Genomic DNA, 22553 nt, shown 5'->3' on the forward strand with positions numbered 1-22553 from the left:
CTACCATAATTCACCTTTGTACAGAGGCTTTCCTTCCTGCCTTCCGCTAGCGTCATCGTTTTACAACGTCACAAATATGCAGTGAGAACATAATTACACCATGCGAAAAAATCGATTCCCGCTAAACGAGAATGAGCCTATCAAATGGCAAGTGCTCAAACAGTTATGGCCTTATCTTCTTGAGTTCAAAGGTCGGGTAGCATTAGCGCTACTGTGCTTAGTCGCTGCCAAACTTGCCAGCATTGGTCTACCCTATGTACTCAAATACACGGTAGATAGTTTAAATGGTGATGTGGAAGCATTGGCCATTGCCGTGCCTATCAGCTTAATTATTGCGTATGGCGCACTTAGGCTCACCAATGTTTTACTTGGCGAAGTAAGAGATACTCTGTTCGGGCGTGTTACCGAACGTGCTATGCGCCGGCTAGGTTTAAAGGTATTTAATCATCTGCACAATCTAGATTTAGGTTTCCATTTAAACCGCAGAACGGGCGGCTTATCCAGAGATATAGAACGTGGCACAAACGGCGTAAGTTTCTTAATGCGGTTTATGGTGTTCAATATTGTGCCTACCCTTTTAGAGATTGGCTTAGTCGTGGTATTGCTATTGATTCAGTTTGGCTGGTCGTTTGCGATGATCATTGTGGTCAGTGTCATCAGCTATGTCATGTTTTCGATGAAAGCCACCGATTGGCGCACGCGATTTGTGCAGCAAATGAATGAAGCCGACTCCACCACCAACTCACGCGCGGTAGACAGCTTACTTAACTTTGAAACCGTAAAGTATTTCAACAATGAGCGCTTCGAAGCAAATCGATACGATACAGATTTAGCTGGCTGGGAAAAAGCCAGGCGTAAAAATCGGTTATCACTGTTTGCCTTAAATGGCGGACAGGCCAGCATTATTGCCCTAGCAATGACAGCCATGATGGCGAATGCAGCTTATGGCGTAATGGAAGGCGAGATGACCATTGGTGATTTCGTGCTAATTAACGCCTTCACCATGCAAATATTTATGCCCCTCAATTTCTTGGGCTTTGTGTATCGGGAAATCCGTGGCTCGCTAGCGAACATTCAAAACTTGTTTTCCCTGCTATCCCAAAAACCTGCAATTGAAGATAAACCCAATGCTACCCACCTCTCAGCAAAACAGGCCAACATACGTTTTACTAACGTTCAATTTCACTATCAGCAAGCACGGCCTATTTTAAAAGGAATCAGCTTCGAGGTGCCATCAGGCGCTAAGATTGCTGTGGTTGGCGAAAGTGGTGCGGGAAAATCCACCATCATGAAGTTGCTGTTTCGTTTTTACGACCCCACCGAGGGTGGCATTTTCATAAACGGGCAGGATATTCGCGAACTTAGCCAACACAGTTTACGAAGCCATATCGGTATTGTTCCACAAGATACCGTGTTGTTTAATACATCCTTGGTAGAAAATATCCGTTACGGCAACCCTGATGCTAGCGACGAAGAAGTTACTCATGCTATTAAGCTTGCGCATTTAACCCAATTTGTTGAAAGCTTGCCAGACGGACTAGACACAACAGTAGGCGAACGTGGGCTAAAACTCTCTGGCGGCGAAAAACAGCGAGTTGCCATCGCTCGTGCGCTATTAAAAGGTGCGCCAATAATGATATTCGATGAAGCGACCTCTTCGTTAGACAGTCAATCAGAGCAAGCGATATTAGGCGCGCTGCGAGACGCCGCAAGAGGTCACACTAGCTTGGTTATTGCGCATAGACTGTCTACTATCGTCGATGCCGATACCATCTTAGTGTTAAGCAAGGGCATGATTGCCGAACATGGCACCCACGAGACTCTTTTAGCACAACAAGGTATATACAATCGGCTGTGGGCTACTCAGCAGCGAGATTCAAATCATGAAAGTATGGGCCAGTGAAGACTAAAGAAGTGATGCGGCTTGAGGCTCTTACCGAATGTACCCATTCAGCATATTCGACATTTATATTCAAACCGTGAACACAAGTGCATATACCTGCTCATCGCAGACGAGAATATTGACACCTTGTAGGCACTCTAACAACCTAACGACATTAAAGTAATTTTGAGCAATATGGATCCAGAAGCAATAAAAAGTGCAATCAACCAAACCATGCCATTCGGAAAGTATGCAGGACGGCGCCTGTTTCACCTACCAGAACCTTATTTAGTTTGGTTTAACAAACAAGGTTTTCCCGAAGGAAAGCTGGGGCAGCAACTCGCGCTCATGTACGAAATTAAACTAAATGGATTAGAGTCAGTTGTTGAGCCACTCCTTAATGACGACTAAGTTCGGTTCACTATTTTATTTTTAATGGTGCATAACAAGTAAGCGCTTAACCCACTCTATTATCCTACTACGAGTTTTTATGCGCTGTGAATGACACACCTCAAAAGATAACTTATGCAAAACCGGGATTAATTAAACACAAATCCATCATTTCTGTAATAAATAAAAACACCATAAAATACCTCCATTAACAGCTCACACAACATGTAGATATTATTATGGATACCAAATCATCCCCCTCTCTCACAACAGGTAAATTGTTGCTCATGTCGAGCGCGGTAGCGGCTACCGTTGCTAATCTATATTACAATCAACCTATATTGCCGCAAATAGGCAAAGATCTGGGGCTAAGTACCCACCAGCTCGGTGCTATTCCGTCTGCTGGCCAGATTGGATATGCTGTGGCCTTGTTATTTCTATCTCCTTTGGGCGACACCGTATCCCGTAAAACGATAATTGGTTTACTGTCTCTTTTACTTGTTATCGCTTCACTCGTGGCATTTTCAACAACTAGCTTATTTATGCTCGTTGCCGCCTGTTTCACAATTGGTCTTGGGACCAATATTACGCAACAAATTATTCCATTCGCGGCGTCCTTAAGTACCCCAGAGAATAAAGGGAAAGTTATCGGTACTATCATGACAGGGCTAACCGTGGGCATATTATTGTCTAGAACCGTAAGTGGGTTTGTAGGAGAGTTCTTTAATTGGCGCGCGGTGTTTCTCATGTCAGCACTACTAGCTACATGTTTTGGCATCTTGCTCCATTTATACTTACCTGCGAATAAACCCGCCAGCACAATGCCTTATCCCAAGTTAGTATTAAGTATGATTTCGCTAATAAAACAACATGCTGCGCTTCGTCAGTCTGCGTTAACCGGAAGCTTGTGGTTCGCTGCGTTTAACGCCTTGTGGGCTACCTTAGCTTTACATGTTCATGAGTCTCCTTTTAACTACAATGCGCAACAAGCGGGGCTTTTTGGTGTAGTGGCATTGGCAGGTATTGTGGGTGCAAAAGTATCGGGGAGCTTGGTAAACAAAGTGGGTGTTCGCAATATGATAAATATAGCGTTGGGGCTTATCTTTCTTGGGTTTACTATTTCAGGTTTGTTCGGTGAAAACTTATGGGGGTTAATTGTAGGTATAGTTCTTATCGATCTGGGGATATTCAGTGCCCAAGTGTCCAACCAAGTTCGCGTATTTTCAATCGACCTTTCAGCGCAAAGTCGAATAAATGGTATTTACATGCTGGGGTATTATCTCGGTGGTGCACTAGGCTCTTATACTGGCCTCATTGCGTTTAACACATTTTCTTGGTTCGGTGTGGTTGTGGTTAGCCTAGCATTTGTTAGTAGTGCGTTATTCGTTAATAATTTGAATCGCTTGTGCATAAAGAATCTTCATTCTCATACTAGCGTTTAGTGCTGTGCACATAGGTGATGATTTAATCTAAAGGTCAGACAAAAAAAGGGTAAGTCGACATGCGATTTACCCTTTTCACTCTGTTTTGCTAACGCTTATGCGTTGCGCAAATGGTCTGCAACTAAGAATGCCATTTCAAGTACTTGATCGGCGTTTAGTCTAGGATCGCATTGAGTTTTGTACGCTTGTGCTAAGTCTTCATCACTAATTTCATACGCACCGCCAGTGCACTCGGTCACGTGTTGGCCTGTCATTTCAAGGTGAATACCACCAGCATGCGTGCCTTCATCGTTATGTGCTTGGAAGAACTGTTTAATTTCACGCAAAATGGCATCAAAATTACGAGTTTTATAACCGCTTGATGCAGAGAACGTATTTCCGTGCATGGGGTCTGAACTCCATACTACGTGTCTACCTTCTGCTTTAACGCGACGTAATAAACGCGGCAAGTTATCAGCTAGGTTATCAGCCCCCATACGGGTAATTAACGTCAGCCTACCAGGGTCGTTATTCGGGTTTAGTGCATCAATCAAACGAATAAGTTCATCTTCTTCCATGCTAGGCCCAACTTTCACACCAATAGGGTTGTGAATACCACGGAAGAACTCAATGTGAGCATGGTCTAGCTGACGGGTACGCTCACCAATCCAAATCATATGCGCAGAACAATCGTAAGGCTTGCCAGTTAGTGTATCAATTCGTGTTAGGGCTTGTTCATAGTTAAGCAGCAATGCTTCATGCGACGTAAACAACGAGGTTTCATGTAAAGTTGGGCTAGATTGCGAATTAATGCCAATCACGTCCATGAACGACAATGTATCTTGAATACGCACAGCCATATCGTGGTAGCGTTCTTTTAGCGGGTTGTTTTCAACGAAAGCCATATTCCAACGGTTTACTTCGTGAAGGTCGGCCAAACCACCTTGAGAAAAAGCGCGAAGTAAATTAAGCGTCGATGCACTGCGGTGGTACGCCTCAATCAAACGGTTCGGATCTGGGCGGCGAGCGGCTTCGTTAAACTCGAAACTATTAATAATATCGCCGCGGTAGCTTGGCAGTGTAACACCATCGCGGGTTTCAAAATTTGATGAACGAGGCTTAGCATATTGACCCGCCATACGAGCCACTTTGGTGACTGGGCAACGGCCTGCAAAGGTTAAAACAATAGCCATCTGAAGCAATACTTTAAACGTATCGCGAATTTTTGGCGCATTAAATTCGTCGAACGATTCGGCGCAGTCACCGCCTTGAAGCAGAAAACCTTTACCTAAACTAACCTCACCAAGTTGACGGCGAAGATCACGGGCTTCAGCGGCAAAAACCAGCGGAGGATATGTACTTAGCGTGTGCTCTACTTGTTTAAGTTGTGCCGCATCATCGTACTCTGGTTGTTGAAGGATAGGTTTTTGCCTCCAACTGTCTACTTGCCAATTACTCAAGGGGTTCTCCTGATTTAAATGTTTTTTACGTTTAGGCAAACGTTAATCTCATTGTGTGTGAGCGCTTATCTGTATGCGCGCTACTTTACCACATTTGATCTAATACAATAGGTGCGCAAACTTGAATATCTAGAAAGTCGTCGCGCTTATTCACTGCAAAATGACAATCAAAGGTATGTTCTAGGTTTTTGACTGACAATACCGACTCGGGCAAACCGAAACTTACGCTCGTACCGAGTTTCATTAGCAGTACTGTATTACTATAGTTTGCGCTTAATAAAATGTCATGACTGCTTAGCACTAAGGTATTCCCTTTATTGCATAAGGTTTGAAACAGCGCCATCAGCGCATATTGGTGTCGAATATCCACCCCTTGCAAGGGTTCATCTAATAGCAAAATCGCTTCGCCCCGCTTAATGGCAGGCCAAACTTGCAGTAATGTGCGGCAAATTTCAACACGCTGGCGCTCCCCACCTGAAAGTCTATTTAAGGGCGTAGGAAAAAAACCGGTTACTTCCAGTGTGGCTTCTAGCAAATTGGGAAGTTCAAACACGGTTTCACTTGAAAAAAACGAAAGGTATTCTTTTACAGAGACCGCAAACACAGCTTCACTTTGCTGTGCCAATAAGGTTCTAAATGTCGACAATACACTTAAAGGCCATTGATGTAGGGGTTGTTCTAGCAGCAAAGCCTCGCCATGTTCAGCGGCTAATACGCCAGCCATTATCGATAACAGGGTAGATTTTCCTGCACCATTCGGGCCTAAAATATGTACGCAATCGCCTTGATTGATATCAAGGGTAATATTAGTTAAACGCTTTTTCACATAAATATCGCGCAATGAAATAACTGGGTTCATCGAAGCTGCCCCTTCATTAATGCCCAAATGAGTAAGGGGCCGCCTAAGGTGGCAGTGATCATAGATACAGGCAGGGTTATCGCACGAGTAAGTTCAGACATGAGCACCACAATAAGTAATAAACTGGCGCCACATAACGCGCTTGCGGGTAACAGTATCCTATTGTCATGGCCAAGAATAAGCCGAAGAATGTGCGGCACTAACAGCCCAACAAAGGCAATAGCCCCCGCAATAGACACCGCCGCTCCTACCCCTACGGCGGTAGCAATAAGGCTACGTTCGGTAAGTTGTTGCACATGCACGCCGCTGCTTAACGCGGCTAAATCACCAGCATACAGACGATTGAATTTGGCAGATTGACGTATTTGATACCACAAACTCCCTATAATAAGTGGGCCACTTACCCACAAAATAGGCCACGTGGTTTGATACACACTTCCCATCAGCCAAAATGTTAGGTTACGCAAGGATTGGGCATCACTAAACATGTACATCCAAGCAATAACAGCCCCACTCAAGGTAGAGATAGCAATGCCAGATAAAATAACAGCAACCGCTGAACCCAGAAGTTTTCTTGCAAGGCGATAGATAACAAACGTTGTTATTAATGCACCAATGAAGCAGCCTAGAGGCAATATATAATGGAGATAAGGCTGTGCCCACAAAGGGGTGAGTAATAACAGGGTTGCAGCCACTAAGCTGGCGCCGCTAGTGATACCGATAATACCTGGGTCTGCCAGCGGATTGCGTAATACTATTTGAAGGGTAGCACCACTGACTGCCAATACACTACCGACTAAAACGGCGGTAATGATAAGCGGAATTTGAAGCTGTAGTGTGATGTGTTGTTTTAATGCCGTGGGTGAATCGGTTAGCCATACCGTGGCTAACACGCCAACGGTGAGCAGGAAGGTAACACCACAAAGTAGGAAGGTAGCAGCCCTTCCCTTTAACACAGTGTGCATATCTAGCTCTGTTGAATATGTGCGATTAGCCCGTCAGAGGCCTCTTCAATTAAATCTAACACTAATTCAAAGCCCCGTTTTCCGCCATAATAAGGGTCGGGAACTTCCTTATCTTCACTGTCAGCGAAGTCTAAGAACAAGTGAATTTTTTCGTGGTGTTCCGGCGCGGACATTTCACGTAGATTGTCTAGGTTGCTATTATCCATTGCCAGAATGTAGTCGTACTTTTCGAAGTCTTTTTCATCTACCCGCCTACACTTTAAGCCTTTGAAGCTATAACCACGCTCCACGCCAACCGCTTGCGAGCGTTTATCTGGTTGTTTGCCAATGTGATACCCATGGGTTCCTGCAGAGTCTATGTCTAGTTTTAAGCCAGCTCGAGCAGCCTTAGCAAGAAACACAGCTTCGGCCGTAGGTGAACGGCAAATGTTACCCAAGCAAACGAATAACACCGATGTGTTCTGACCCATATAAAAATTCCTTTAAAACCAATAACGGCACTAAGCTAAACTTTATGTTAACTTTCACGTAAATAACGCCGTTTAAAAAAATTGTGGAGCAGTAATGACCGCACATGTATTAATGTTAAGTAGTTCTCGTCAGGGCGACGAAGCGTACCTTGAACATGCGAGAAGCCTTATTCTTGCACACTTAGGTGGCATTCGCGACCTACTATTTATTCCCTACGCAGCAGTGACACAAAGTTACGACAACTATGTTTCAGCTGTCGCAACGGCCTTGCCAGAATGTAAAGTGACAGGGCTTCATACCTTTGATAACCCTGTACAGGCTATCAAAAATGCAAAGGCAAATAATCAAGCCATTGTGGTAGGTGGCGGAAATACCTTCCATTTGATGCATACTATATACCAACAAAACTTATTGGAACCACTTCAGCACGCCATTGCTGAAGGCACGCCATATATTGGCTGGAGCGCAGGCTCAAACATTTGTGGGTTAAGCATTCGTACAACTAATGATATGCCAATTGTCGAGCCAAAAAGCTTTAATGCGCTCGATGTAGTCCCTTTTCAGTTGAATCCGCACTACAGCGATTATCACCCTCTGGGGCATAATGGTGAAACACGTGATCAGCGATTGGCTGAATTTACAGTGCTAAACCCCACCACGCCCGTGGTAGCCATTCGTGAAGGTACCGCCCTTTCTTTGTCCCAGCAGCAATTAACACTGGTGGGTGAGAAAGGCGGGTTTATCTTTTTAGGTAATGAAAAACGCCCAATAGCGCAAAATGAAGATTTAACAGAGCTTATGAATAGCAGCCGTTAAGGCATCTTTACTTGGCTCGCTTGAAAAAGGCACTTCCAGCAATAAGGGCGCTGGCATGACGTTTTTAAGCGTAGCCAAATTATCATCGTATCTAGACATACAGCCGGTGATATCGTTGGCTACCCAACCTACAATATTAAGCCCATCATTTTGAATAGCTTGCGCGGTAAGCAATGCATGGTTTAAACAGCCCAGCTTCATACCCACCACTAAAATCACGTCCATTTTTAAGTCGCTAACCACATCTGAAAGAAACAGTGTATCGGTTAACGGCAATCGCCAACCTCCCGCTCCTTCCATCAACAAAAGATCTGGAGTCTCTTGTTGCAGGCGAACTAGCCCTTCAATCACAGCTTCACTGGTTAATGTTACGCCCGCTTCTTTAGCTGCGATGTGCGGCGCAATCGGCGGAACAAACGTAATAGGATTGATAGTACTGATAGGCAGTTTAATACTACTTGCTTGCTGAATTTCAGATGCGTCTTCGTTTACCCAGTCGTTTCCCACTTTTTCACAGCCTGCCGAAATAGGTTTATAACCTAAGCTCGTTTTTTGCTCACTTTCAGCGGCTTTTAGTAGGTGACAGGTAACGTAGGTTTTACCTACTTCGGTATCGGTTCCGGTAATGAAATACTGCTTCATGGTTTCTCTATTCTGAAATGACACACTTTGTAAGTAAGGGGTAGCACGCCATCGACAGCGCTAATATTTTTATAGGCCAACGACAATTTCTTAATGTCACTGCGCGAAAGGGATTGCTGTTTAGCCCCCGTAGTTCCCGCCCCAACATTTTTAATTGAACGAAGTAAAGAAAGTACATCTTGATGCTCATCAACATAGTTTTTATTGATAAGGCGACTAACCCGCAGCCCAGCCCCAAGAAATGAATTAAGCCACAACCTAGCTTCAGGCAAACGCGTAACCGCAGCAGGTAATTGGGCAACACTTCTCGCTTTATGAAGCTCAGAAAAAGAACCACTCACCATAATGGCAATTTCTGCCATTCCCGATGGCTTAAGTACTCGATAAAGTTCGCTAGCCACTGCTTGCGGGCTGTTACACCACTGCAATGCCATAGAGGAAAATACCGTACTAAAGCAGTTATTTTGAAATGGTAGAGACTGCGCCGAACCTTGCTTAAAACTAACCTCAGGAAAGGCTGCTTGCGCTTTTTGAACCATACCAAGTGCAATATCTACCCCGGTGACGTTAGCACCTCGTTGCTGAAGTTCGTCACTGTGGGCTCCCGTTGCACAGCCAATATCAAGTAAGTCGCCTTTTAAAGAAATAGGTAAGTTGTTTAACCCTGCCTGTGCAATTTCGCGCTGAATATGCGCTTCGTTATCGTACTTATTTGCGGCTTTTGAAAATTGCTTCGCGATCACCGCTTCACTGATCACGCTTTCAGATTGTGAGTCTAATAAACCATCGGAGTGACTAGCAGCATGCACTGCAACTGCGCCCTGTTGGCAAAGCGGTTGAGATAAATCTTGTTTAAGCGGCTGTGGCGCTTGTTTAGCTAAAGATTGCGGGCTCATGATATCGACTCCATCGCAAGGGCAATAGCATCAACAAGTACGTCTATATCTTGCTGGGTATGAGTAGCGCTTAGTGTAATGCGCAATCGGTCTTCCCCTTTTGGTACGGTAGGATAGCGAATAGCAGGTATCCATATGCCTCGGGCTTTTAGCGCATAACTCAATGCTAACGCGCGCTCAGGGCTACCTACAATAATAGGTTGGATTGCACTATGTGAATTAGCCAAGACTAAATCATGATGGGTATTTGACGAAGCTTTGGTTGACGAAGCTTTGTTCGATGACGCTTTGAGTGTGTATCCATTTTCGTCTTCGCTGTCATCATTGCTACGACGTGCACTCCCGATTTGGGCACTAAACCGTTCGCGAAAATACGCGATATTGTGATTCAACGCGTCGGTTCGACTCGAATCAGCAGCAATGTGCGTTAACGAATATAATGTTGCTACTGCTTGGGCCGGCGGCATGGCAGTGGAATAGACATAATGCTTGGCAAAGTTGACTAGGTAATCAATGAGCGCTTGGCTTCCAGCTATAAACGCACCGGCGGTTCCCACGGCTTTGCCAAAGGTACCCATCACTATAGGTACGTCGGTTTGAGATAACGCCTGCGCTTCAATGCTTCCCAGTCCGTTTTCACCTAATACGCCCATACCGTGTGCATCGTCTACCATTAGCCATGCTTTGTTTTGCTTTGCTACACCCGCCATATCACGAAGGGGGGCGCTGTCGCCGTCCATACTGAATACACCTTCAGTGACTATTAGCTTGTCACAGTTATTGGTTGTATCCGCCTTGTTCAGTAAATTAGCTAATAAATTGGATAGGTGAGCTAGATCGTTATGCCTAAAGCGACGCAACTTGGCCTTGGTTGCCATAGCGCCTTCAAGGAAGGACGCATGCATAAGCCGATCGGCAAAAATTTCACCGGTATGCTTACTGCCGGCCGCGGCACTTGGGTTTTGATGATTAGCGCCTTGATGATTATCACGACTAAACAGCGCCATACATAACGCTTGGTTAGCCGCAAAGCCCGAGTTAAACAATAACGCAGCGTCTCGATTTAAACCGTCAGCGATGTACGCTTCAAGAGCCAAATGTGCTTGGGTATGGCCCGTTACCAACGGCGACGCGCCGCTGCCACCGCCAAATTGCGCCAAGCCTTCTACCCAGCTTTGCAACACACCTTCATGATGGCGCATGCCAAGGTAATCATTGCTAGCAAAATTCAAATAGTGCTCACCATCAATACAGATAATGTTGTCTTTTTCGTACTGCTGGCATACCCGCTTACGCAGGTAACCTTGCTGAGCCCGTTCGGCTAAGCGGGCTTCCAGCCAATCGAAGGCCATTATGCCTCCGCGGGCTGCTGTTTCTGTTTACGCGGTGCACTAGCGTCGTAAAATAAATCGCTAGCATCAGAGCCTTGCTCTTGTTGCTGTGCAATTTCTTCTTCCAACACTTGCTGATGTGCTTCATCAGAAAAATCGCGAGTTCGCTCGGTGTTTATACCCAACTTTTTAAACAAAATAACATCTTCGTGGGTGTCTGGGTTAGACGTAGTCAGCAACTTACAACCATAGAAAATAGAATTAGCACCCGCCATAAAACACAGCGCTTGCATCTGTTCATTCATGGCTTCGCGACCAGCAGATAAACGCACATGAGATTTAGGCATCATGATACGGGCCACCGCGATGGTGCGGATAAACTCGAAATAATCTAAATCTTCTAAACTGGCTAGTGGCGTACCTTTTACTTTAACCAACATGTTAATGGGTACACTTTGAGGTTGTTCCGGCAAGTTCGCTAATTGAATCAATAAGCTGGCTCTGTCGCCTGCAGTTTCGCCCATACCCACAATACCGCCAGAACACACATTCATGCCTGCCGCGCGCACGTTTTCAAGGGTGTTTAGTCTGTCTTGATAGGTACGAGTGGTAATGATATCGCCGTAGTATTCAGGCGAGGTATCAAGGTTATGGTTGTAATAATCTAGACCAGCCTGTTTAAGCGCTACCGCTTGGTCGCGGGTTAACATGCCAAGTGTCATGCAGGTTTCAAGGCCAAGTTGTTTAACCTCTTCCACCATTTTCACAATATAAGGCATGTCTCTGTCACGTGGGTTACGCCACGCAGCACCCATGCAAAAACGAGTAGAGCCTACTTGCTTGGCTTCTTTTGCTCGTTCAATCACTTTTTCAATTTCAAGCAAGCGCTCTTTTTCTAGGCCGGTATCGTAACGCGCGCTTTGCGGACAGTATTTACAATCTTCCGGGCATGCACCGGTTTTAATCGACAACAAGGTGCTTACTTGTACTTCGTTTGGATTGAAGTGTTGTCTGTGAACTACCTGCGCTTGAAACAGCAAGTCGTTAAATGGCAAGGCATAAAGCGCCTCTACTTCGGCTTGTGACCAATCGTGACGAATTGTATTATTTTGCGCGTCAGGCGCTGAAGCCAGAGTCATTGACTGTCCTTTACTAATTAAGAATGCTGGCTTAGTCTATGCTCCAAACACGAGTTGTCAACTCTGACCATTTCAAAAGCTTTACTAACGGTTGAATTTTGAACAATATAGATTTTGATAAGAAACACATTTGGCACCCTTATACGTCAGCAACTAACCCCTTGCCTTGCTATGAAGTGGTTGGCGCTAGAGGAGCAGAGCTTACGCTTTCAACGGGCGACGTTTTAGTAGATGGCATGTCGAGTTGGTGGGCGGCCATTCACGGTTACAACCACCCTGTATTAAACCAAGCGGCCCACAGTCAAATAGATGCTTTTTCCCATGTGATGTTTGGCGGCATTACCCACCAGCCAGCGGTCGACCTATGTCGCACGCTTCTAGAAATGGTACCTGATGGACTTGAACGGGTCTTTTTAGCCGACTCCGGCTCGGTCTCGGTAGAAGTGGCTATCAAAATGGCCATTCAATATTGGGCGTGCCAAGGTCGCCCAGAAAAGTCTCGCATTGTAGCACCACGCAATGGTTATCATGGCGATACGTTTGCGGCCATGTCGGTATGCGATCCGGTAAACGGAATGCACAGCTTATTTGAGAGTGTTTTAAGCAAACAGCTATTTGCCCCAGCCCCACAAACCCGTTTCGGCCAGACGTTCAGCGAAGACGACATTTTACCTTTGGCCGAGCTGTTCGAAAACCATCACCATGAAATGGCAGCGCTTATTCTTGAGCCCGTTGTCCAAGGTGCGGGCGGTATGCGTATTTACCACCCTGAATATTTAAAACGCTGCCGCCAACTCTGCGACAACTACGACGTGCTACTTATCTGTGATGAAATCGCTACTGGATTTGGGCGAACAGGCAAGCTATTCGCCTGTGAACATGCAGGCATTTCTCCAGACATTATGTGTTTAGGAAAAGCTATTACTGGCGGTTACATGACCTTAGCGGCCACCTTATGTACTGAAGATATTGCATTAGGTGTTTGCCAAGGCTCACCTGGCGTATTCATGCACGGCCCCACTTATATGGGTAACCCACTTGCCTGTTCCGTAGCTAATGCTAGCTTGTCATTGATAAACGAAAATCACTGGCAGCAACAAATCCCCGCCATTGAGAAACAATTACACACTGAACTGTCAAAATGTGCCAACCTGCCTACGGTAGCCGATGTGAGAGTGCTAGGCGCAATAGGTGTGGTTGAAACCGTTCATCCTGTCAACGTGGCCGATATTCAGCGCCACTTTGTAAAACAAGGTGTGTGGATACGGCCTTTTGGTAAGCTGGTATACATTATGCCTCCATACATCATTAGCCCAGACCAACTCAGCAAACTGACCCATGCTATCTACACCTATTTAAGCGGAAGTATAAGGTGAAAATATAGGGGTGCGATGACTGGTCTACCGTAATTTATACACTGCTTAATCGCTGAAAAATAACTCTAGGTCAGTCATTTATATGTTTGTACGCGTTTTTGATAAAATCGTTTTTGCCACTCTGTTTGTTGCCGCACTGCAGGTGCCTATTTTAGCCGATCACTATCGTCAGTACTTGAGCGGCTATTACGATGCAACCCGCGAAGAAGTGTCTGCCATGTCGGCATTAGCAACGCAGCATGGCTATGCATCAGTGGGGGCAATGTTAAGTGCACTAAGGCAAAACAGTGAAGCCGTGGTAAGAGCAGATGCAGAACGTAAATCGACGCTTTTCACCAAGCTAGACCATATAGAACAAGGGATCAAGAACCTTGAGCACGGCCACTATTATGAAAAAGCTTGGTATATGCTCACACCCTCAAACGCGCCTACACTGCAGAAGGTATTGGGTAATTTCAGCCCATCCGTGCCGCTTACCCCATCATCAATTATTTTCAGCTTTATCACTGCTTTACTGATTAATTTACTATTGTGGGGCCCATACCTTTGCTACTGCCAAGTCAGGCACTTGAAGCACAAGCCACGGCACGCCAGTTATCGTTAACGCTCTTTGGCGCAGCCTATTACGCCCTATATAGCGAGGCAAACAATGTAAAGCCAGAGCAAGGCAACTATGCCCCTCACTTGCACGTCTATTCTCCCTACACTATTCCCCTACCTATTCATCCTAAATGCACTTTGAATAATTTCTATGCAAATTTGGCATTCTCCATGCAGTAAGCTTAATAGGAGTTTTTTGTTTTAGCATAAATAAACCGTGCCAATAACAAAAAAGCGCAATTATTTTAGTTAGTTAAATAGTAAGGAAGAATCATAATGCCTACTGACGCACAATTACTTATTGGGAAAGTGTTGCAAATAAAAGACAAAATCAGTGCAAAACGTCATTGTATCCCTAGCGAGCTACAAACTGAGTGGGACGCACTTGATAAGAAAACAGCCTGCTTCGAAAGCACGGCCATTTTCAAGTCTGCGGTGAAAGGTCAACACACCAGCAAGCAACTTGCCTATTCTGGTTCAGTTAAAGAATTATCAGGTTTAGTTAACCGCCTAAACGCGCTTAATGAAGAAGTAACAATTGCGCAGGTTAGGCATTAATAACTGCGCTGCTATATTCTAGCTCAAGGTGCCTAAATTAAGGCTTTTCACTCTGCCTTAAGTTTGTAGTCCCTAGCGTTATGAAAACAACCGCGCTTTTATTATTGAAGCAATCTTGGCTAATCAGTCATTCCCATCAGCCGCGAAATGCTTTAGAAAGTAGCTTTTTAGATAGCAGCTTTTGTAGACAGTAGCACTAGCGTACGCACTTTGCGTGTACCGTAACTGGCTAAGCGAACAAAGTCGTCTCTTGCCACTGGAATGTGTTGAAATTCAACACGCTGACTTTCGTTTTGACTATTGCCTTCGTCAGCATCGGGGTCGTGCAAATAAAAGCATTGTTCATCGTAACTGGTAATAGCCACCCAATGTGGTGCTTTTTTCTTGTCAAATGCATAGGTGCTTATTAAGCACACCACCGCTTTACCAGCATCTAGCGCTTGTTCTATAGCATCAACACGCCACTCTTCAGTAGCAATAGCCATATTACTTTTTTGCGCTTGAAGCAAAAAGTCAGCTTCTACTTGCCCAACAATATGCTTTTTATGCTCACTTCTTACGCCATCCACAAACAATGGCAAAGGCTGGTTAATCAAAACTTCTGCCGTAAACCCTTCCAATTGTGCCGCTAGCGCCAATCCAATAGGGTGGCAACCGCCATGGCCTGACGTCATAAATATTGTGGTCGCCGTACGCCAAATCGCCAATTCTTTTTGCTGGTTCATTGCAAAACCATTTTGCAATGAACACATGGCCATCATCAATGCCGATGGCCCACAGGTAAACTCAGTCGTTTGCTGATACCAAGGGTATATAGCATGGGACATGGCTTTCGATGACACCAATACCTTTTGCATACGCAAGGCGTTTGAATGATCGTCGTAATAATCAACGTACATACCGAACTGTTTAAAACCTAGCCTTTGGTAAAGTGAAATAGCGCCCTTATTGTCCGCAGACACTTCTAGGCGCATAAAGCGCTTTCCCCTGGCTAACGCCTGCTCCCCTAGCCTTGCTATCAACTTTTCAGCTATTCCGAGGCCACGGGCTTCGGGCAACACCGCGATGGAATACAACCGAGTAAGTTGTGTTCCTCTGCGTAGCAACAGTAATCCATAACCCGCTAGCGAAACCCCTTGCGCGCTATGATGCTCGGCAATATAAAATTCAGCATGTTTGGCTGTAACGTAAAAACGAAAGCGGCGAACATTCAGCTTATCGCTTTTAAAACACGTGTTTTCGATGTGTTGTATTCGTTTCACATCATCTAACGTGGCTTTTCTCAATTGAACATTGTTCACGGCATTCTTTTCAGCTTCATCCCCACCTTTATATTCAGGCGCAAGTTTATTGTATTCAGAAGCAAGTGCACTGTTCATGCTTATCGTCCTCGCCGCTCTAGTCTGTCCGCAAATTCTTGCATAATTAACTCATACAAGGCTTTGCCTAAATACTTATCTTCCACCCCAGCATCTATGCTCGGGTTATCGTTTACTTCAATCACGTATACCTGATTGCCTGAATGCTTGATGTCTACACCGTATAAACCATCACCCACAACCTTTGCTGCTTTAATTGCTGCCTGCAATACCGGCTTAGGTACTTCAAAGGTTGGCATAGTAGTAAAGCCACCGGATGAAAAACGCTCGCCTTGATGGTGATAAATTTGCCAATGATTTCGCGCCATAAAATACTGACACGCGTAAATCGGCTTACCGCCCAACATACCAATACGCCAATCAAACTCGGTAAAAATATATTCTTGAACCAATACTAAGGCAGATTCTGCTAACATCTCGACTAATCGGGCTTTTAACACATCGCGGTTTTCTGCTTTGTGTACCCCCCTTGAAAACGAGCTTTCTGGCAACTTCAATACCAAAGGTAAGCAGAATTCTTCAATAAGCTTATCGCAGGTTTCATCATCTGAGTTCGACACAAAGGTGGCTTTCGGTGCCGGTACTTTTTGATAAGTAAACGCATCTTGTAAAAACACTTTGTTGCAACAGCGCAATATAGACTGGGTATCATCCATCACTATTACCCCTTCTCGCTCAGCCGCTCTGGCTAAACGGTAGGTATGATGGTCTATCGCCGTAGTTTCACGAATAAATAACGCATCATAGTGGCCCAAATCTTCAGGCGACAAACGTGAAACCACATCAGCTCTAAAACCCACCTTCTCAGCCGCTTTTACAAAGTGGCGAATGGCTCTTTCATCGCTAGGAGGCGTCGACTCATCAGGGTTAACTAAAATAGCCATGTCCCAACGAGTGCGCTTACTTACTTTAGAAGCACGCCACTGTTTCGTAGTGTAGTTTTCTAACTGTGCAATACACTGCTGCTGTTGTTTACTGTCTAGCGCGGTAAAGGGCTTCGCAGCAATATCAGCAAAGCCAACCACATTATGTTTACCACTTACTTTTTTACCCTCCTTTTTATCTGCACGGGAATCAGATACCGACAGGGTAAGTAGCAAAATCGGACACGGATATTTTTCAAACGCTTGACGGGCGACACGCTTGAAACGCTGATCTTTAACTTCACCAAAAAGTACTAATAAAGGTGCAGTAGGAATGTCAATTTCATCCACGGGTAACGACAATGCAAAAGGCAGCCTATCCACACTGCGTGCTTCTGCTAGTCGTAGGTCGTTAATGGTGTTTACACCGGGCAATACTAAATGGTTACGTGCCTGCGCTAGCAATGAACAATAGTACCCTTGGCTTAAATAGCGGGTAGTATCACACAGGTTTATCACCCGTATTTTTGGTTCATTAAGTTTCGGAAACTCCGCCAAGTAATCTTGAAAAGTAAGTACCGATAACGCTGTTTCGCTAAATGGCGTAACATCGTCAGCCACAATCAACGTATTGTGCATGTAATTCGCTTCTAAATAATATTAAGTAAGTTACAATTCGAGTGATGCGATATTTGAAAGTAATATTCGCCACCACTCGAGTAAGAATGGCGCTGAGTTTACGCCGAAAGTGAAAATTGCAAAGTGAATTGAGCACGGCTTTTTTTCATCGTTAAGACAACGAAAACTAATCTATCCAGTAGGGTTATTGATGGTGAAGAGCTATCGCCCGTTAGAAGGCGCTAGGCTGTGATTCAAGCTCAGCCGAAATGAGGCGAAAGCCCAAGACAGCTGTCGTTTTCACTTAGCTTTTTTATAAAAAATACTGCGAACAGATTTCAGTAAACAAATAGGAGATTGTATGTTACTAGCCAGTTTAGCCATTCTTATCGGGCTACCGGTTTTGCTATGGAGTGCAGGGAAATTTGTAGGCGGCGCAGCATCCGTCGCCAATCACTTTGGCGTATCTCCACTTCTTATTGGTATGCTCATTATTGGTTTTGGAACGTCAGCCCCTGAAATCATTGTTTCAATCTTCGCGGCCATTCAGGGTAACTCAGGTATTGCGCTAGGTAATGCCTACGGCTCAAACATCGCTAACATACTGCTTATTTTAGGATTAACCGCACTTATCAGCCCTATTGCGGTTAAATCGAACATTATTAAAAAGGAAATTCCCGTACTACTGGGCATTACCTTTTTTGCCTCTTGGCAGGTACTAGACCAAACGGTATCAAAGGATGATGCTTTCTCATTACTAGGCCTGTTTGTGTTGCTTATTTCGTGGAGTATTTGGCACGGCATGCAAGGCAGTAAAGATAAACTAGCCGATGAATACAGTGAGGAAATCAATGCAACAGAAGGTACTATTAAAACCCATATTGTATGGCTTATTACCGGCCTATTGCTGCTAGTAGCCAGCTCTCGCATATTAGTGTGGGGAGCTGTTGAAGTGGCCACCTTCTTTGGCGTTAGCGATACCATCATTGGCTTGACGGTTATTGCCATTGGTACGTCTTTGCCCGAACTTGCCTCATCCCTCATTGCAGTGAAAAAAGGGGAGCACGATTTGGCCTTGGGTAATGTTATTGGCTCTAACATGTTCAACACCCTCGCCGTAGTAGGTATTGCAGGTACTATTCAGCCGATGACGGTAAGTGCTGACTTCTTATATCGCGATGTAGTGGTGATGCTAGCAGCCACCGTAGCACTGTTTGTATTTTGCATTGGCTACAAGCGCCAAGGGCGCTTAAATCGAGTAGAAGGGGGCGCATTTGTGGCAGCTTACGCCATTTACACCTATTGGCTTATTAGCATCGCCTTTATGTAGCGGCTCCCATAGTAGTGGCCAGTGTAATAAGGCTAATAACAGCTATGCTGGCCAATACGAATAAATTAAAACCGAATTGATCGCCCTGTCGCCTGCTTCGGCGGGCGCGCATTACAATACTGACCAAGCTTACCAATAAACACACTTGCAGCATGATTTGCATGGCTTTTACATATTCAGCCGACCACCCTGTGTCGCCTTCAATTCCCCAATATTCTTGTACACCACTGATAAAATCGGGGCGCGCAAAGTGAAAAAGAACCAGAGTTACGACTAAGGCTAACCACCCTACTACATTCAGGGCCAGCATCACGCGAAAGAAATTCGTTTCGGTTCTAGGTCTTGAACGTCGCTCTTCAACACCGTACGGATTATATTTATTTCCCATTTGTCACTCTGTTCTCTGGCATCCCGCTTTAGGTTGAGTATACTAGCGTGCTATTGGATTATGCGTTATTAGCGGTATTTATTTTTAGTCCTCTTGTAAACGCCATTCTCGCGTTTTTAAAATGACTAAGTGCTATCTCGCTTTTTCAGGATGAAAATTCTAAAACATGCTGAATTATCGGCAGAAAATCCAAAAGATTGACGTAAAAACCATTATTAGTGCAAATGCACATTGCTGTTGCTTGTGGCCAATGACACAAAACAGCATAAATCAGTGAGACGGAGAAATTAACATGACGCATGCGCCCGTTGTCGACGTACTTAAAGGTAAGTACGCAGTTGGCGAATCGGTAACCGTTAAAGGTTGGGTAAGAACACGCCGCGACTCTAAGGCTGGGTTATCTTTTATAGCACTACACGATGGTAGTTGCTTTGACCCTATTCAAGTGGTGGCACTGAGTTCTCTGTCAAATTACGCTGACGTACAGCGTTTAACAGCAAGTTGCTCACTATCGGTAACGGGTGTGGTAAAAGCATCTCAAGGCCAAGGCCAATCGGTAGAAATTGAAGCAACAGAGGTTGAGGTATTAGGCTGGGTAGAAAACCCTGATACCTACCCAATGTCAGCTAAGCGTCACAGTATCGAGTATTTGAGAGAGTACGCTCACTTGCGCCCTCGTACTAACGTAATTGGTGCGGTAACCCGTGTGCGTAACTGCTTATCACAGGCCATCCATCGCTTTTTCCACGAACGCGGCCACTTTTGGGTGTCAACCCCAATTTTAACCGCAAGTGACACAGAAGGCGCTGGTGAAATGTTCCGCGTATCTACATTAGATATGATGAACTTACCACTAGACGACAAAGGTAACGTTGATTACTCAGAAGATTTCTTCGGTAAAGAAACTTACCTTACCGTTTCGGGTCAGTTGAACGTTGAAACTTACTGTACAGCTATGTCTAAGGTTTATACCTTTGGACCTACTTTCCGCGCAGAAAACTCAAACACATCTCGCCACTTGGCTGAGTTTTGGATGATTGAGCCGGAAGTCGCTTTTGCTGATTTGAGCGATATTGCTCAACTAGCTGAAGATATGCTGAAGTATGTATGTAAAGCCGTACTTGAAGAGCTGCCAGATGACATGAACTTCTTTGCTCAGCGCATTAAAAAAGATGCCGTTGAACGCTTAGAAAAGCTAGTGAGTTCTGACTTTGTTCGCATGGACTACACAGACGCTATCGACATTCTACAAAACTGCAAAAAGACGTTCGAATTCCCTGTTGAATGGGGAATCGATTTGTCTTCTGAGCATGAGCGCTATTTAGCCGAAGAACATGTTGGCGCGCCTATCATTATGCAAAACTATCCTAAGGATATTAAAGCATTCTATATGCGTATTAACGACGACGGTAAAACCGTTGCAGCTATGGACGTACTTGCACCAGGTATTGGTGAAATTATTGGTGGCTCGCAGCGTGAAGAACGCCTGGATGTTTTCGATGCCCGTTTGGAAGAAATGGAATTGTCGAAAGAAGACTACGCTTGGTATCGCGACCTTCGCCGTTACGGCACCGTACCTCATTCTGGTTTCGGACTGGGTTTCGAGCGCTTGGTTGCTTATGTGACTGGTATGCAAAACGTACGTGATGTTATTCCATTCCCACGTACACCAGGTAACGCAAGCTTCTAAATTGCGGTAAATCTTGTTTATGTAAAGCCAGCACCTTGTGCTGGCTTTTTGTTTTCTGCAGTCAGCGTTTCTTACCACTCATCACTTCACGCTATTCTATTAAGGCGTTATTCCATTGCCAATCGCTGCTGAGCGACACGGTATTACCGTATAGGAATAGCCAATATCATCATTTTCTAAAAGGCTGATAGTTAAAATTTCATAGTCGTTCAATTCCACAACTCGTGTACCTTCGGGGTTAGCGCAGCGAGAGAATTCGTCAGCTTCATAATGGAAAATAAACTCAGCAAGCAATTGCATCTGCATAAGTCGAAACTTAGCACTTTGAGCAGCAAGGTCAAAGCTAACCACTTTTTCATCTTCGGTTGAGCCTGGCGAGGTAGCATCTGGTAATGCTTTTGAATCGGCTTCGAGAACTGCAGTAGATTTACGCTCAGCTTCAAATTCCGCCTCAATCAGCCCTTTTAAATTATTAGCAGCGTCAGCCAACCTAACCGTTTTTTTTGCGTTGCCGATTTGGGCATCATTCACACCTTTATCTTCAACTTCTGAGCTAGTCGACACGACTTCAGAGGGCGTGTCTGAGAAAAAGCTCACCACCCCCGACTCCATCGACACTTCTAACACCTTTACCAATATCAATATCGTCCACACGTAGCGAACTAAAGCGGTGGTGAACACAAACCGGTAGTCTGGCGCATGCCATAAGCCATGAACGCCAAAAGGCTTTAGCAGCAGTAATGCGATTAAGTACAGCGGCATGACTAATTGAACAAGTACCAGCGCTAAAAGCGTGGTGATGAAAAACCAGCTTGGTAGCATGAGGATAATGGCAAAATTATGACTGTAAGGCAGTGATGCGGCGCTGACACCCGAAACGCTATTCACTAATCCACTTGCCGAAGCCAACGCAAAATTGGCGATTACAGCATAAATGAAAAGGATAAAAGCTTTACCTGGTAAGCTATTCCATACCACCATGAACCTTGGCCAGAATTCATGAAGAATGGCAATCGTCACCAATACGCCAATTACGATGTTAAAGAAAACACCCTGAATATCGAAAAACAGTACACTAAAATACACCAAGGTTGCAGCAGCATAACAACGCTGCGCCAAATTCAGGCTTTTCCAAAACGTTGTTCCCCTTGAAGATCGTTTTAGTAAGCCACGCTCGATTACGCGCTTAAATACCCCAAAGCGGCGCTGGAATTGAATTATTATGCTCATGTAATGTCTTATGTTGTGATTATTTTTAGTTGTACTTCTCAGCGAAGCTTCCCGCTAACCGTGGAATACGCTATTCTGTTAACAATTACAATTCAACGGTTTAACCGTCGTTTTTATAGTTTGGGTTTACATTCCGGCTCTAAGGCTTGGATCTACAGTTCGATGTTTCCATTTAAAATAAGGTAGTCGTTTTCTTACCCCTATGGCTGAAGGTAATAGGTTAACCCTCGTTTGCGAACAATGCCATCA

Annotated in this window: 21 protein-coding genes; 9 read left to right on the top strand and 12 right to left on the bottom strand. The window is 44.8% G+C overall.

From position 1 onward, the window contains the following. Window positions 1-100: 100 nt before the first annotated feature. From FLAVO9R_RS11235 to FLAVO9R_RS11245, 3 genes are all read left to right on the top strand, one after another. Window positions 101-1903, top strand: a complete 1803-nt coding sequence (locus FLAVO9R_RS11235) for an ABCB family ABC transporter ATP-binding protein/permease (RefSeq protein WP_159531327.1) — start codon at window positions 101-103, stop codon at window positions 1901-1903. A gap of 174 nt (window positions 1904-2077) precedes the next feature. Continuing rightward, window positions 2078-2293 carry a DUF3820 family protein gene (locus FLAVO9R_RS11240; RefSeq protein WP_013784808.1) on the top strand — a complete coding sequence of 72 codons (216 nt, stop codon included), beginning with the start codon at window positions 2078-2080 and terminating at the stop codon, window positions 2291-2293. 218 nt (window positions 2294-2511) lie between these two features. Beyond that, window positions 2512-3714, top strand: coding sequence for an MFS transporter (locus FLAVO9R_RS11245; protein WP_159531329.1), 1203 nt, complete (start codon window positions 2512-2514; stop codon window positions 3712-3714). A 95-nt stretch (window positions 3715-3809) separates the two neighbouring features. Here FLAVO9R_RS11245 and FLAVO9R_RS11250 read toward each other — a convergent pair whose 3' ends face one another. The 4 genes from FLAVO9R_RS11250 to FLAVO9R_RS11265 all read right to left on the bottom strand — a co-directional run bounded on the left by FLAVO9R_RS11250 (window position 3810) and on the right by FLAVO9R_RS11265 (window position 7447). Further along, complete coding sequence (locus FLAVO9R_RS11250) at window positions 3810-5153, bottom strand: class II 3-deoxy-7-phosphoheptulonate synthase (RefSeq protein WP_159531331.1); 1344 nt, start codon at window positions 5151-5153, stop codon at window positions 3810-3812. Window positions 5154-5238: 85 nt separating this feature from the next. Continuing rightward, window positions 5239-6012: an ATP-binding cassette domain-containing protein gene (locus tag FLAVO9R_RS11255; protein ID WP_159531333.1), complete on the bottom strand. Its 774-nt coding sequence runs from the start codon at window positions 6010-6012 to the stop codon at window positions 5239-5241. Then, window positions 6009-6977, bottom strand: coding sequence for a FecCD family ABC transporter permease (locus tag FLAVO9R_RS11260; protein WP_201299259.1), 969 nt, complete (start codon window positions 6975-6977; stop codon window positions 6009-6011). The genes FLAVO9R_RS11255 and FLAVO9R_RS11260 overlap by 4 nt, the downstream gene beginning before the upstream one ends. Window positions 6978-6979: 2 nt before the next feature. Further along, on the bottom strand, window positions 6980-7447 hold the full coding sequence (locus tag FLAVO9R_RS11265) for a low molecular weight protein-tyrosine-phosphatase (protein WP_159531335.1): 468 nt from the start codon (window positions 7445-7447) through the stop codon (window positions 6980-6982). A 94-nt stretch (window positions 7448-7541) separates the two neighbouring features. Between FLAVO9R_RS11265 and pepE the strand changes: the two genes are divergently transcribed. Continuing rightward, complete coding sequence (gene pepE / locus FLAVO9R_RS11270; RefSeq protein ID WP_159531337.1) at window positions 7542-8264, top strand: dipeptidase PepE; 723 nt, start codon at window positions 7542-7544, stop codon at window positions 8262-8264. Here pepE and bioD read toward each other — a convergent pair. Genes bioD through bioB form a run of 4 tightly spaced genes read right to left on the bottom strand, consistent with a single transcriptional unit; the run spans window position 8235 to window position 12272 of the window. Further along, window positions 8235-8906, bottom strand: a complete 672-nt coding sequence (gene bioD, locus FLAVO9R_RS11275; protein WP_159531339.1) for a dethiobiotin synthase — start codon at window positions 8904-8906, stop codon at window positions 8235-8237. The two genes, pepE and bioD, sit on opposite strands and share 30 nt — an antisense overlap. Beyond that, the gene (locus FLAVO9R_RS11280) at window positions 8903-9802 is read right to left on the bottom strand and encodes a methyltransferase domain-containing protein (protein WP_159531341.1); all 900 of its coding nucleotides are present in this window, start codon (window positions 9800-9802) and stop codon (window positions 8903-8905) included. The genes bioD and FLAVO9R_RS11280 overlap by 4 nt, the downstream gene beginning before the upstream one ends. Beyond that, entirely contained in the window at window positions 9799-11154 is a 1356-nt protein-coding gene (locus FLAVO9R_RS11285; RefSeq protein ID WP_159531343.1) for an aminotransferase class I/II-fold pyridoxal phosphate-dependent enzyme, read from the bottom strand. The genes FLAVO9R_RS11280 and FLAVO9R_RS11285 overlap by 4 nt, the downstream gene beginning before the upstream one ends. Further along, entirely contained in the window at window positions 11154-12272 is a 1119-nt protein-coding gene (gene bioB / locus FLAVO9R_RS11290) for a biotin synthase BioB (protein ID WP_013784818.1), read from the bottom strand. The genes FLAVO9R_RS11285 and bioB overlap by 1 nt, the downstream gene beginning before the upstream one ends. 98 nt (window positions 12273-12370) lie before the next feature. Here bioB and bioA point away from each other — a divergent pair, with 98 nt between their 5' ends. The 3 genes from bioA (at window position 12371) to FLAVO9R_RS11305 (ending at window position 14806) form a co-directional block, all read left to right on the top strand. Then, a complete protein-coding gene (gene bioA / locus FLAVO9R_RS11295) occupies window positions 12371-13648 on the top strand; it encodes an adenosylmethionine--8-amino-7-oxononanoate transaminase (protein WP_159531345.1) in 1278 nt (425 codons plus the stop codon). Between the two features lie 82 nt (window positions 13649-13730). Then, entirely contained in the window at window positions 13731-14252 is a 522-nt protein-coding gene (locus tag FLAVO9R_RS11300) for a DUF2937 family protein (protein ID WP_159531347.1), read from the top strand. 272 nt (window positions 14253-14524) lie between these two features. Beyond that, window positions 14525-14806, top strand: a complete 282-nt coding sequence (locus FLAVO9R_RS11305; RefSeq protein WP_159531349.1) for a hypothetical protein — start codon at window positions 14525-14527, stop codon at window positions 14804-14806. A 167-nt stretch (window positions 14807-14973) separates the two neighbouring features. Here FLAVO9R_RS11305 and FLAVO9R_RS11310 read toward each other — a convergent pair whose 3' ends face one another. Both FLAVO9R_RS11310 and FLAVO9R_RS11315 read right to left on the bottom strand, forming a co-directional pair. Then, on the bottom strand, window positions 14974-16185 hold the full coding sequence (locus FLAVO9R_RS11310) for a GNAT family N-acetyltransferase/peptidase C39 family protein (protein ID WP_159531351.1): 1212 nt from the start codon (window positions 16183-16185) through the stop codon (window positions 14974-14976). A gap of 2 nt (window positions 16186-16187) precedes the next feature. Beyond that, a complete protein-coding gene (locus tag FLAVO9R_RS11315; RefSeq protein WP_159531353.1) occupies window positions 16188-17687 on the bottom strand; it encodes a RimK family protein in 1500 nt (499 codons plus the stop codon). A 340-nt stretch (window positions 17688-18027) separates the two neighbouring features. Here FLAVO9R_RS11315 and FLAVO9R_RS11320 point away from each other — a divergent pair, with 340 nt between their 5' ends. Beyond that, window positions 18028-18996, top strand: coding sequence for a calcium/sodium antiporter (locus tag FLAVO9R_RS11320; protein ID WP_159531355.1), 969 nt, complete (start codon window positions 18028-18030; stop codon window positions 18994-18996). Here FLAVO9R_RS11320 and FLAVO9R_RS11325 read toward each other — a convergent pair. Further along, the gene (locus FLAVO9R_RS11325) at window positions 18989-19384 is read right to left on the bottom strand and encodes a hypothetical protein (RefSeq protein WP_159531357.1); all 396 of its coding nucleotides are present in this window, start codon (window positions 19382-19384) and stop codon (window positions 18989-18991) included. The two genes, FLAVO9R_RS11320 and FLAVO9R_RS11325, sit on opposite strands and share 8 nt — an antisense overlap. Window positions 19385-19676: 292 nt before the next feature. Here FLAVO9R_RS11325 and asnS point away from each other — a divergent pair, with 292 nt between their 5' ends. Next, window positions 19677-21074, top strand: coding sequence for an asparagine--tRNA ligase (asnS, locus tag FLAVO9R_RS11330; RefSeq protein ID WP_013784826.1), 1398 nt, complete (start codon window positions 19677-19679; stop codon window positions 21072-21074). Between the two features lie 99 nt (window positions 21075-21173). Here the strand turns inward: asnS and FLAVO9R_RS11335 are convergent, their stop codons facing one another. After that, the gene (locus FLAVO9R_RS11335) at window positions 21174-22304 is read right to left on the bottom strand and encodes a hypothetical protein (protein ID WP_159531359.1); all 1131 of its coding nucleotides are present in this window, start codon (window positions 22302-22304) and stop codon (window positions 21174-21176) included. Between the last annotated feature and the right edge of the window lie 249 nt (window positions 22305-22553).

It is taken from the genome of Alteromonas sp. 38, assembly GCF_902506055.1.
In the GTDB taxonomy this organism is placed as follows: domain Bacteria; phylum Pseudomonadota; class Gammaproteobacteria; order Enterobacterales; family Alteromonadaceae; genus Alteromonas; species Alteromonas lipotrueae.